At 57.3% G+C, this 11,695-nt stretch carries 10 protein-coding genes; 3 read left to right on the forward strand and 7 right to left on the reverse strand.

The window, feature by feature from the left end; genetic code table 11:
- The first annotated feature begins 543 nt into the window (after positions 1-543).
- The gene (gltB, locus tag A1WC_RS03285) at positions 544-5,004 is read left to right on the forward strand and encodes a glutamate synthase large subunit (protein ID WP_008806660.1); all 4,461 of its coding nucleotides are present in this window, start codon (positions 544-546) and stop codon (positions 5,002-5,004) included.
- Between the two features lie 9 nt (positions 5,005-5,013).
- Positions 5,014-6,432 carry a glutamate synthase subunit GltD gene (gltD, locus tag A1WC_RS03280; RefSeq protein ID WP_016161882.1) on the forward strand — a complete coding sequence of 473 codons (1,419 nt, stop codon included), beginning with the start codon at positions 5,014-5,016 and terminating at the stop codon, positions 6,430-6,432.
- 55 nt (positions 6,433-6,487) lie between these two features.
- On the opposite strand, the gene A1WC_RS03275 is transcribed toward gltD, so the two are convergent.
- The 7 genes from A1WC_RS03275 to zapE all read right to left on the reverse strand — a co-directional run bounded on the left by A1WC_RS03275 (position 6,488) and on the right by zapE (position 10,992).
- Positions 6,488-7,192, reverse strand: a complete 705-nt coding sequence (locus A1WC_RS03275) for an N-acetylmannosamine-6-phosphate 2-epimerase (RefSeq protein ID WP_016161883.1) — start codon at positions 7,190-7,192, stop codon at positions 6,488-6,490.
- Positions 7,193-7,311: 119 nt separating this feature from the next.
- Entirely contained in the window at positions 7,312-7,806 is a 495-nt protein-coding gene (sspB, locus tag A1WC_RS03270) for a ClpXP protease specificity-enhancing factor (RefSeq protein WP_008806663.1), read from the reverse strand.
- Positions 7,807-7,809: 3 nt separating this feature from the next.
- On the reverse strand, positions 7,810-8,448 hold the full coding sequence (sspA, locus tag A1WC_RS03265) for a stringent starvation protein SspA (RefSeq protein WP_002918467.1): 639 nt from the start codon (positions 8,446-8,448) through the stop codon (positions 7,810-7,812).
- Positions 8,449-8,489: 41 nt separating this feature from the next.
- Positions 8,490-8,702 carry a hypothetical protein gene (locus A1WC_RS27685; RefSeq protein ID WP_136047529.1) on the reverse strand — a complete coding sequence of 71 codons (213 nt, stop codon included), beginning with the start codon at positions 8,700-8,702 and terminating at the stop codon, positions 8,490-8,492.
- A gap of 57 nt (positions 8,703-8,759) precedes the next feature.
- The gene (gene rpsI, locus A1WC_RS03260) at positions 8,760-9,152 is read right to left on the reverse strand and encodes a 30S ribosomal protein S9 (protein ID WP_000829815.1); all 393 of its coding nucleotides are present in this window, start codon (positions 9,150-9,152) and stop codon (positions 8,760-8,762) included.
- A gap of 15 nt (positions 9,153-9,167) precedes the next feature.
- Complete coding sequence (gene rplM / locus A1WC_RS03255) at positions 9,168-9,596, reverse strand: 50S ribosomal protein L13 (protein ID WP_002918559.1); 429 nt, start codon at positions 9,594-9,596, stop codon at positions 9,168-9,170.
- A gap of 265 nt (positions 9,597-9,861) precedes the next feature.
- The gene (gene zapE / locus A1WC_RS03250) at positions 9,862-10,992 is read right to left on the reverse strand and encodes a cell division protein ZapE (protein WP_016161884.1); all 1,131 of its coding nucleotides are present in this window, start codon (positions 10,990-10,992) and stop codon (positions 9,862-9,864) included.
- Between the two features lie 190 nt (positions 10,993-11,182).
- Here zapE and zapG point away from each other — a divergent pair, with 190 nt between their 5' ends.
- Positions 11,183-11,581 (forward strand): Z-ring associated protein ZapG, encoded by a 399-nt coding sequence (gene zapG / locus A1WC_RS03245; protein WP_012540461.1) that lies wholly within the window; start codon positions 11,183-11,185, stop codon positions 11,579-11,581.
- The last annotated feature ends 114 nt before the right edge of the window (positions 11,582-11,695 follow it).

Below are 11,695 nucleotides of genomic sequence, written 5' to 3' on the forward strand. Positions count from 1 at the left end.
ATGCACCTCTGCGGTGATGAGTTTTCCTTATATTTCACCTGCGGATAGCCCTAATCTTCTTTACGGTAAAAAACAGTATTAATATCCATTGAGAAAATATATGGCAGTCAAATATGCTAATGATGACATGCATTTCAGCGCATAACGGTAATGCAAAGCCGCGTGCACAGTGAGACAGATCACACTAGCCTGACCTTCCTGAGGCGTATTCAGAGCACGAAAAATGGCACTATTTATTTTTAAAACAACAAGTTAACACCTGTATAGCACATTTTTGTATTAATAAGATTGCCATTTGACGTAAGTGTGGATTCCCGATAAGTTGGGAATCCGCTGGAAGCTTTCTGGATGAGCACTCTGCTCATCATATTTATGCAGTAATTGAGATTCCCTCTTAACAGCAAGTCCTCAAACTTGTGTACCGATGCGAAAAGGATTTAAAGAGGGCGAATGCGAGGTGCAAACCCCGTCGCCATGCTCTTTCTGTGCCTGTGCGCAATCGGTATCGGAGGGTGTCCGCAGAGCCTGGGGAGGTTCACTGATATGTTGTACGACAAATCCCTTGAGAGGGATAACTGTGGTTTCGGCCTGATCGCCCACATAGAAGGCGAACCTAGCCACAAGGTAGTGCGAACCGCGATACACGCACTGGCCCGCATGCAGCACCGTGGCGCAATCCTTGCCGATGGTAAAACCGGCGACGGTTGCGGTCTGCTGCTGCAAAAACCCGATCGTTTCTTCCGCATCGTTGCTGAAGAGCGCGGCTGGCGTTTAGCCAAAAACTACGCCGTTGGGATGCTGTTCCTGAATAAAGATCCTGAGCTGGCTAAAGCGGCGCGCCGCATCGTTGAAGAAGAACTTCAGCTTGAGACCCTGTCGATTGTCGGCTGGCGCGATGTGCCGACCAACGAAGGCGTCCTCGGTGAAATCGCCCTCTCCTCGCTGCCCCGTATTGAGCAAATCTTTGTGAACGCCCCGGCTGGCTGGCGCCCGCGCGATATGGAGCGCCGTCTGTTTATTGCGCGTCGTCGCATTGAAAAACGCCTGCAGGAAGACAAAGATTTCTACGTTTGTAGCCTGTCCAACCTGGTCAACATCTATAAAGGTCTGTGTATGCCGGCGGATTTGCCGCGCTTCTACCTGGACCTCGCGGACCTGCGCCTGGAGTCGGCTATCTGCCTGTTCCACCAGCGCTTCTCCACCAACACCGTGCCGCGCTGGCCGCTGGCGCAGCCGTTCCGTTACCTGGCGCACAACGGTGAAATCAACACCATCACCGGCAACCGCCAGTGGGCCCGCGCCCGTACCTATAAGTTCCAGACCCCGCTGATCCCGGATCTGCACGACGCCGCGCCGTTCGTTAACGAAACCGGCTCTGACTCCAGTTCAATGGACAACATGCTGGAGCTGCTGCTGGCCGGCGGGATGGATATCGTGCGCGCCATGCGCCTGCTGGTGCCGCCAGCCTGGCAGAACAACCCGGATATGGATCCGGAGCTGCGTTCGTTCTTCGACTTTAACTCCATGCATATGGAGCCGTGGGACGGCCCGGCGGGCATCGTCATGTCCGATGGCCGCTACGCTGCCTGTAACCTCGATCGTAATGGCCTGCGCCCGGCGCGCTACGTCATTACCAAAGATAAGCTCATCACCTGCGCCTCTGAAGTCGGTATCTGGGACTACCAGCCGGACGAAGTGGTCGAGAAAGGCCGCGTGGGCCCGGGCGAGCTGATGGTTATCGATACCCGCGCCGGACGCATTCTGCACTCGGCGGAAACCGATGACGATCTGAAGAGCCGCCACCCGTACAAAGAGTGGATGGAGAAAAACGTTCGTCGCCTGGTGCCGTTCGAAGATCTGCCGGAAGAAGAAGTCGGCAGCCGCCAACTGGATGACGACACGCTCGCCAGCTACCAGAAACAGTTTAACTACAGCGCGGAAGAGCTGGACTCCGTCCTGCGCGTGCTCGGCGAAAATGGCCAGGAAGCAGTCGGTTCGATGGGCGATGACACGCCTTTCGCCGTGCTCTCCAGCCAGCCGCGCATTATCTACGATTACTTCCGTCAGCAGTTCGCCCAGGTGACTAACCCGCCTATCGATCCGCTGCGTGAAGCGCACGTCATGTCGCTGGCCACCAGCATCGGTCGCGAAATGAACGTCTTCTGCGAAGCGGAAGGCCAGGCCCATCGCCTGAGCTTCAAATCGCCGATCCTGCTGTACTCCGATTTCAAACAGCTGACGACGATGGAAGAAGAGCACTATCGTGCCGACGTCCTCGACATCACGTTTAACCCGGCAGAGGCCTCGCTCAGCGAGACGGTGAAAGCCCTGTGTGACAAAGCAGAGCAAATGGTGCGCGAGGGTACCGTGCTGCTGGTGCTGTCCGACCGCAACATCGCCAAAGACCGTCTGCCGGTACCGGCGCCGATGGCCGTTGGCGCGATCCAGACCCGTCTGGTCGATAAAAGTCTGCGCTGCGATGCCAACATCATCGTTGAAACCGCCAGTGCCCGCGATCCGCATCACTTTGCGGTCCTGCTCGGCTTCGGCGCGACCGCTATCTATCCGTACCTCGCCTATGAAACGCTGGCGAAGCTGGTCGACAGCAAAGCTATCGATAAAGCCTACCGTGCGGTGATGCTGAACTATCGCAACGGTATCAACAAAGGTCTGTACAAAATCATGTCGAAGATGGGGATCTCCACCATCGCGTCCTACCGCTGCTCGAAGCTGTTCGAAGCCGTCGGTCTGCATCGCGAGGTTTCCGATCTCTGCTTCCAGGGCGTGGTCAGCCGCATCGGCGGCGCCGGCTTCGACGATTTCCAGCAGGATCTGCTGAATCTGTCGAAACGCGCCTGGCTGGCACGTAAGCCACTGGCTCAGGGCGGCCTGCTGAAGTTCGTGCACGGCGGTGAATATCACGCCTACAACCCGGACGTGGTTCAGACCCTGCAGAAGGCCGTGCAGAGCGGCGAATACAGCGACTATCAACAATACGCGAAACTGGTTAACGAACGTCCGGCGGCCACGCTGCGCGATCTGCTGGCGCTCAATCCAGGCGAAGACGCAATCAGTATCGACGACGTAGAACCGGCGAAAGAGCTGTTCAAACGCTTCGATACCGCGGCGATGTCGATCGGCGCGCTGAGCCCGGAAGCACACGAATCGCTGGCGGAAGCGATGAACAGCATCGGCGGTTTCTCTAACTCCGGTGAAGGCGGTGAAGACCCGGCGCGCTACGGCACCAATAAAGTGTCGCGCATCAAGCAGGTCGCGTCCGGCCGCTTCGGCGTCACGCCAGCCTATCTGGTCAATGCCGACGTCATCCAGATCAAAGTCGCCCAGGGGGCGAAACCGGGTGAAGGCGGTCAGTTGCCGGGTGATAAAGTCACCCCGTATATCGCCAAACTGCGCTATTCCGTACCGGGCGTGACGCTGATTTCCCCGCCGCCGCACCACGATATCTACTCTATCGAGGATTTGGCGCAGCTGATTTTCGACCTCAAGCAGGTCAACCCGAAAGCGATGATTTCGGTCAAACTGGTTTCTGAACCGGGCGTTGGCACCATCGCCACCGGCGTGGCCAAAGCCTATGCCGACCTGATCACCATCGCCGGCTACGACGGCGGTACCGGGGCGAGCCCGCTCTCATCGGTGAAATATGCCGGCTGTCCGTGGGAGCTTGGCCTGGTGGAAACCCAGCAGGCGCTGGTCGCTAACGGTCTGCGTCATAAGATCCGTCTGCAGGTGGACGGCGGCCTGAAAACCGGCCTCGATATCATCAAAGCGGCGATCCTTGGCGCAGAGAGCTTCGGTTTCGGTACCGGCCCGATGGTCGCGCTGGGCTGTAAATACCTGCGTATTTGCCACCTGAACAACTGTGCGACCGGCGTGGCGACTCAGGATGACAAACTGCGTAAGAACCACTATCACGGTCTGCCGTTCAAAGTGACCAACTACTTTGAATTTATCGCCCGTGAGACCCGCGAGCTGATGGCCCAGCTGGGCGTCAAGCGTCTGGTGGATCTGATTGGCCGCACCGATCTGCTCAAAGAGCTGGATGGGTTTACTGCCAAACAGCAGAAACTGGATCTGGGTAAACTGCTGGAGACCGCAGAGCCGCATCCGGGCAAAGCGCTGTACTGCACCGAGAACAACCCACCGTTCGATAACGGTGTACTCAACGCGCAGCTGCTGCAGCAGGCGAAACCGTACGTGGATGAAAAGCAGAGCAAAACGTTCTGGTTCGATATCCGCAATACCGACCGCTCCGTGGGGGCCTCGCTGTCCGGGTATATTGCCCAGACCCATGGTGACCAGGGACTGGCCGGGGATCCGATCGTCGCCCACTTTAGCGGCACCGCAGGCCAGAGCTTCGGCGTGTGGAACGCCGGTGGCGTAGAGCTGCATCTGACCGGCGATGCCAACGACTATGTCGGGAAAGGCATGGCGGGCGGTCTGCTGGCCATTCGTCCTCCGGTCGGCTCTGCGTTCCGCAGCCATGAAGCCAGCATTATCGGCAACACCTGCCTGTACGGCGCGACCGGTGGTCGTCTGTACGCCGCAGGCCGCGCAGGCGAGCGTTTCGCCGTGCGTAACTCCGGCGCCATTACCGTGGTGGAAGGCATCGGTGACAACGGCTGTGAATATATGACCGGCGGCATCGTCTGCGTGCTCGGTAAAACCGGCGTCAACTTTGGCGCAGGGATGACCGGCGGCTTTGCTTATGTCCTGGATGAAGATGGCGACTTCCGTAAACGCGTGAACCCGGAGCTGGTGGAAGTGCTGGACGTTGATTCTCTGGCTATCCATGAAGAGCACCTGCGCGGTTTAATCACCGAACATGTGCAGCTTACCGGTTCGCAACGTGGCGAAGAGATCCTCGCCAACTGGCCGGCCTTCTCCGCGAAGTTTGCGCTGGTTAAACCGAAGTCCAGCGATGTTAAAGCACTGTTGGGTCACCGTAGTCGTTCCGCAGCTGAGCTGCGGGTGCAGGCGCAGTAAGGGGTTAAGATGAGTCAGAACGTTTATCAATTTATCGACCTGCAGCGCGTTGATCCGCCAAAGAAACCGCTGAAGATCCGTAAAATTGAGTTTGTGGAAATTTACGAGCCGTTTTCAGAAGGCCAGGCCAAGGCGCAGGCAGATCGCTGCCTCTCCTGCGGCAACCCGTACTGTGAATGGAAATGCCCGGTGCATAACTACATCCCGAACTGGCTGAAGCTGGCCAACGAGGGGCGTATTTTTGAGGCGGCTGAGCTGTCGCATCAGACCAACACCCTGCCGGAAGTCTGCGGGCGCGTTTGCCCGCAGGACCGCCTGTGTGAAGGCTCCTGTACGCTGAACGATGAGTTCGGCGCGGTGACCATCGGCAACATCGAACGCTATATCAATGACAAAGCGTTCGAAATGGGCTGGCGTCCGGATCTCTCCGGCGTGAAGCCGACCGGTAAAACCGTCGCGATCATCGGTGCTGGCCCGGCGGGCCTCGCTTGTGCCGACGTGCTGACCCGCAACGGCGTCAAGGCGGTGGTGTTTGACCGCCATCCGGAAATCGGCGGCCTGCTGACCTTCGGTATCCCGGCGTTCAAGCTGGAAAAAGAGGTGATGACCCGCCGCCGTGAAATCTTCACCGGCATGGGCATTGAGTTCAAACTCAATACCGAAGTGGGTCGCGACGTACAGCTCGACGACCTGCTGAAAGAGTACGATGCCGTGTTCCTCGGCGTCGGGACCTATCAGTCGATGCGCGGTGGACTGGACAACGAAGACGCCCCGGGCGTCTACGACGCGCTGCCGTTCCTGATCGCTAACACCAAGCAGATCATGGGCTTTGGCGAAACAGCTGATGAGCCCTACGTCAGCATGGAAGGCAAACGCGTGGTCGTGCTCGGCGGTGGCGACACCGCGATGGACTGCGTGCGGACCTCCATTCGTCAGAATGCGGCGCACGTGATCTGTGCCTATCGTCGTGACGAAGAGAACATGCCCGGTTCAAAACGCGAAGTGAAAAACGCGCGTGAAGAAGGCGTTGAGTTCCAGTTCAACGTCCAGCCGCTGGGCGTGGAAGTGAATGCCAATGGCAAAGTGTGCGGCGTGAAGATGGCGCGCACCGAGATGGGCCAGCCGGACGCGAAAGGCCGCCGTCGCGCGGAGATCGTCGCTGGTTCTGAACACGTGGTGCCGGCTGATGCGGTGGTAATGGCCTTTGGCTTCCGTCCGCACAGCATGGAGTGGCTGGCGAAGCACAGCGTCGAGCTGGACTCTCAGGGCCGCATCATCGCGCCGGAAGGCAGCGATAATGCGTTCCAGACCAGCAACCCGAAAATCTTCGCCGGTGGTGATATCGTTCGCGGTTCCGACCTGGTGGTCACTGCGATTGCCGAAGGCCGTAAAGCGGCGGACGGGATCCTCAACTTCCTTGAAGTCTGATTAGACTCTGAGCCTCAGCGCATAAAAGCCCGATGGTTAACGCCATCGGGCTTTTTTATTGCTCATTCGCCGGACAAACCGCCGCTTTCAGCGCCGTATTATACCAGCCGCAGATATGCTCTAAGCGGGTGATCGCCGAGCCGACGGTCACCGCCCACGCGCCGCAGCGCATCGCTTCAGCCGCCTGCGCAGGCGTATTGTAGCGCCCCTCTGCGACCACTCGGCAGCCCGCGGCGCTCAGGCTTTTCACCAGCGCCAGGTCCGGTTCGTCCGGTGTCTCCTCTGCGGTATAGCCGGAGAGAGTAGTGCCAACCATATCGAAGCCCAACTGCCAGCATTCCAGGGCCTCGTCGAGAGAGGAACAATCTGCCATCGCGTTTTTCCCCTGGCGGTGAATTGCCGCCAACAACGATGCGACAGAGGCAGGACGCTGGCGCCGCGTGCCGTCAACCGCAATGATATCGGCCCCCGCCTGCACCAGGGCATTCACATCCTCAAGCCACGGCGTAATACGCACCGGGCTATCATGCAGATCGCGCTTAATCAGCGCGATAACAGGCACCGTCACTAACGGACGAACGGCCTGCAGGTTGGCCAGACCTTCTATGCGCAGCGCCACCGCCCCCGCCTGTTCCGCCGCCAGCGCCATCGCCGCGACGATGGCGGGGTTATCCAGCGGGCTGCCCGGCACCGGCTGACAGGAGACAATTAACCCACCGTAATAGCGAATACGCCGATCCAGTTGTGCAAGTAAAGACATGACTGCTCCCTGAAAGATAAGTGTGGCAATAACAGTACCAGCCGCAGGGGCGCGTCGTGTGTGGCGGGGTTAACAAAGCAGGCAGGAAAAAAAACAGGCCCCGGAGGGCCTGTCAGGCGTTACTTCACAACGCGGAGCGCCGGGCGACCACCGCGCGGCGGCGGCGTGTCGTCAGGATCGTCGTCGTGATTATCCGGCTTATCGCCATCGATCACCGACATCACCGTTTCGCTTTCACTCTCAGGCGCGACGTCATCATCGTTGAGGCTGCTGACATCTTCGTCATAGGCCGCTTCCGGTTCAAACATCGTGCCGGCGCCGTTCTCACGGGCATAGATGGCGAGTACCGCAGCCAGCGGAACAGACACGTTACGCGGCACGCCGCCAAAGCGCGCGTTAAAACGCACCTCGTCATTCGCCAGCTCCAGATTGCCGACCGCACGCGGGGCAATATTGAGAACGATTTGACCGTCGCGCGCGTACTCCATCGGTACGAGCACGCCCGGCAGAGTGACATCCACCACCAGGTGCGGCGTCAGCTGGTTATCCAGCAGCCACTCATAAAACGCCCGTAACAGATACGGGCGACGCGGCGTCAGCTGTGATACATCCATTATTTAGCCCCGACCGAGGCGCATTTCACGCTCGGCTTCAGTTAAAGAAGCGAGGAAGGAATCACGCTCAAATACGCGAGTCATGTAGCCTTTGAGCTCTTTCGCGCCTGCGCCAACCAGTTCCACACCGAGAACCGGCAAACGCCACAGCAGCGGCGCCAGGTAGCAATCCACCAGGCTGAACTCGTCGCTCAGGAAGTAAGGTTTCTGGGTGAAGACCGGCGCGATGGCCAGCAGTTCTTCACGCAGCTGCTTACGCGCAGCATCAGCTTGCGCTGCGGTACCGCTCTGGATGGTGTTCATCAGCGAATACCAGTCCTTCTCGATACGTTGCATATACAGGCGGCTTTCTCCACGCGCCACCGGATAAACCGGCATTAACGGCGGATGCGGGAAACGCTCATCCAGATACTCCATAATGATGCGAGATTCCCACAGAGTGAGCTCACGATCCACCAGCGTCGGTACGCTTTGATTCGGGTTGAGGTCAATCAGATCCTGAGGTGGGTTGTCCTTCTCCACGTGCTCTATCTCAAAACTGACACCCTTCTCAGCCAGCACAATGCGGACCTGATGGCTATAGATGTCAGTAGGACCAGAAAACAGCGTCATTACCGAACGTTTGTTGGCAGCGACAGCCATGAAAACCTCCAGGTATATTCAGAATTTTGTACTGCTGCCAGTCACTCATGACCGGCCAGATGTAAAAACCCCAGTAGCGCGATGTCACCTTCGTTCACGAATAAAACAAAAAATGAACAATCACCAGCATTTGGGCAGAAAATTGGATGATAGTTTACCAGATTTTGAAGACGTTGTGGTGAGGGGATTCTGGAAATGCTGAAAAAGTGGCGAAAACCGGCGGCATGATTGTGGATAACAGCCGTTTTATCCATAAAAAAACCCGCCGGAGCGGGTTTTTTCGCAAATTGTTCTGCGTGAGCAGAAGACAATTAACGTTTGGAGAACTGCGGACGACGACGTGCTTTACGCAGACCGACTTTCTTACGTTCAACCTGACGAGCGTCACGAGTAACGAAGCCTGCTTTACGCAGTTCGCCACGCAGGGACTCATCGTACTCCATCAGAGCGCGGGTGATACCGTGACGGATCGCACCAGCCTGACCAGAGATACCACCACCTTTAACAGTGATGTACAGATCCAGTTTCTCAACCATGTCGACCAGTTCCAGCGGCTGACGAACTACCATGCGGGCAGTTTCGCGACCGAAGTACTGTTCCAGAGAACGCTGGTTGATAACGATTTTACCGTTGCCCGGTTTGATGAATACGCGAGCTGCGGAACTTTTGCGGCGACCAGTGCCGTAGTATTGATTTTCAGCCATTGCCTATAATCCCGATTAGATGTCAAGAACTTGCGGTTGCTGTGCCGCGTGGTTGTGCTCGTTACCCGCGTAAACTTTCAGTTTACGGTACATAGCACGACCCAGCGGGCCTTTTGGCAGCATGCCTTTAACCGCGATTTCAATCACACGCTCAGGACGGCGGGCAATCATCTCTTCAAAGGTCGCTTCTTTGATACCACCGATGTGGCCGGTGTGGTGGTAGTACATTTTGTCTTCGCGCTTGTTGCCGGTTACAGCAACTTTTTCTGCGTTCAGAACGATGATGTAATCACCGGTATCAACGTGCGGAGTGTATTCCGCTTTATGCTTACCGCGCAGGCGACGAGCCAGTTCAGTAGCCAGACGGCCCAGAGTTTTACCGGTCGCGTCAACAACATACCAGTCGCGTTTTACGGTTTCTGGTTTAGCTGTAAAAGTTTTCATTAAAAGCTTACCCAAATAATAAGTTACACGTTGGTGAACACCCAAACGTTTAGTCAGTTGAGGTTCACACGACATTGTCCAGCAAACCTACCCCTTCGAATAGCCTATGCCGGCGCATAGAAAGTTTCGGGAAAAAAACCTTCTCGTAACGTGGGGTCGCAAGATTATAGAGAAGTCGGGGTCAAAGATCGACCCCTTTATGAGATTTTTCAGGCAGGCCCGGGGTGGTCTTCCGGCTCTCAATCCGTCGGGAAAAAGCGCCCTGTCAGGGCATATGCGGACGCTTGAGATACTCTTCGCTCTGCATCTCCTGCAGACGCGACAGACAGCGCTGGAACTCAAACTTCAGCCGCTCTCCCTGATAAATGCCGTACAGCGGCACCGCGGCGCTGACCACCAGCTTCACGTGGCGCTCATAGAACTCATCCACCAGGGCGATAAAGCGCCGCGCTTCGCTCTCCAGCTGCGCGGTCATCACCGGCACGTCGAGCAGCATCACGGTGTGGAACAGACGGGAGAGGGCAATATAGTCATGCTGGCTACGGGCATCCACACACAGCGTGGCGAACGACGCCGCCAGCGTCTGGTTTTCGACGCCAAGCGTGGGCAGCTCGCGGTGATTGATCTCCAGCGTCGGCCCGGCAGCAGCGCGCGGCGCCCCGGCCAGCGCCAGCCACAGTTTATCCATCTGTTCGCGGGTTTCGCTGTTCAGTGGCGACAGCCACAGGTGCGCCTGCGTCAGCGTACGCAGACGATAATCGATGCCGGCATCGACGTTCATAATATCGCAATGCTGCTTGATGGCGTCGATCGCCGGCAGAAAACGGGCCCGTTGCAGGCCATTGCGATAGAGCTCATCCGGCGGAATATTGGAAGTGGCGACCAGGGTGATGCCGCGGGCAAACAGGGCTTTCATCAACCCGCCTAACAGCATGGCATCGGTAATATCAGAGACGAAAAACTCGTCAAAACAGAGCACATCCGTTTCCGCCTTGAAACGGTCGGCGACAATCTCCAGCGGGTCGCTATGTCCCTGCAGGGTGGTCAGCTCTTCGTGCACGCGCAGCATGAAGCGATGGAAATGCAGGCGCTGCTTACGCTCGCCCGGCAGGCTCTGGTAAAACAGGTCCATCAGCCAGGTTTTTCCCCGCCCCACGCCGCCCCACATATACAGGCCGCGGACAGGCGCCGCCTCGGCAGCCGGTTCGCGCTTACCCAGCAGTTTGCCGAATTTCGCGCGCAAACCGCCGCCTGACGCGACGGGCGCGGGCTGAGTCTGCAGTTCCTGGTAAATGGTATCAAGGCGGCTCACCGCTTCTTGCTGGACGTCGTCGGGTTGATGGCTGCCCTCTTTCAGGGCTAAAAGGTAACGCGATGTTGGAGACAGGCTTTGCATGATCTAATTGTTATTCCTTGAAAACCGTAATGCCGAAGCTCACGATTGACGAAAAAAAGGCCGTTCTACACTACGCGATGATACGCCAGGATTCCACTTCTGTGGAATTAGCGGTTATAGTGGCACTATCGGGCGCAGGCGGAGAGCCTAAGAGCCACCCTACGGAACCACAAAACAACGGGAGATGTTCATGACCTGGGAATACGCGCTAATTGGGTTAGTCGTCGGTATCATTATTGGTGCCGTCGCCATGCGTTTCGGCAACCGCAAACTGCGCCAGCAGCAGGCGCTGCAGTTCGAACTGGAAAAGAATAAAGCCGAGCTTGAAGAATACCGTGAAGAGCTGGTCAGCCACTTCGCGCGCAGCGCTGAGCTGCTGGATAACATGGCGCATGACTATCGTCAGCTGTATCAGCATATGGCGAAAAGCTCTAACAACCTGCTGCCGGACTCTATGGCAGACGCCAACCCGTTCCGCAACCGTCTGGAAGAGTCTGAAGCCAGCAACGATCAGGCGCCGGTCCAGATGCCGCGCGACTACTCTGAAGGCGCATCCGGTTTACTGCGCGGTGGCGCAAAACGCGATTAACTGATCGCGTCTGATAAAATATCTCCGGGCGCGCCCACCGCGCCCGCTCCTTCCCCCACTTCCCGGCTACAATTTAAACCAGTACCCACATTGTTACCTGTGCAAAAATTCAAT

Origin of the sequence: Klebsiella sp. KTE92 (genome assembly GCF_000398905.1) — a bacterium.
Taxonomy (GTDB): Bacteria; Pseudomonadota; Gammaproteobacteria; order Enterobacterales; family Enterobacteriaceae; genus Klebsiella; species Klebsiella variicola.

Coding starts and splice junctions, on each gene's coding strand:
- A1WC_RS03275 (WP_016161883.1), bottom strand. CDS start 7,192: ATGTCTTTACTTGCACAACTGGATCGGCGTATTCGCTATTACGGTGGG.
- gltB (WP_008806660.1), top strand. CDS start 544: ATGTTGTACGACAAATCCCTTGAGAGGGATAACTGTGGTTTCGGCCTG.
- zapG (WP_012540461.1), top strand. CDS start 11,183: ATGACCTGGGAATACGCGCTAATTGGGTTAGTCGTCGGTATCATTATT.
- rpsI (WP_000829815.1), bottom strand. CDS start 9,152: ATGGCTGAAAATCAATACTACGGCACTGGTCGCCGCAAAAGTTCCGCA.
- A1WC_RS27685 (WP_136047529.1), bottom strand. CDS start 8,702: ATGGATAAAACGGCTGTTATCCACAATCATGCCGCCGGTTTTCGCCAC.
- sspA (WP_002918467.1), bottom strand. CDS start 8,448: ATGGCTGTCGCTGCCAACAAACGTTCGGTAATGACGCTGTTTTCTGGT.
- sspB (WP_008806663.1), bottom strand. CDS start 7,806: ATGGATGTATCACAGCTGACGCCGCGTCGCCCGTATCTGTTACGGGCG.
- gltD (WP_016161882.1), top strand. CDS start 5,014: ATGAGTCAGAACGTTTATCAATTTATCGACCTGCAGCGCGTTGATCCG.
- zapE (WP_016161884.1), bottom strand. CDS start 10,992: ATGCAAAGCCTGTCTCCAACATCGCGTTACCTTTTAGCCCTGAAAGAG.
- rplM (WP_002918559.1), bottom strand. CDS start 9,596: ATGAAAACTTTTACAGCTAAACCAGAAACCGTAAAACGCGACTGGTAT.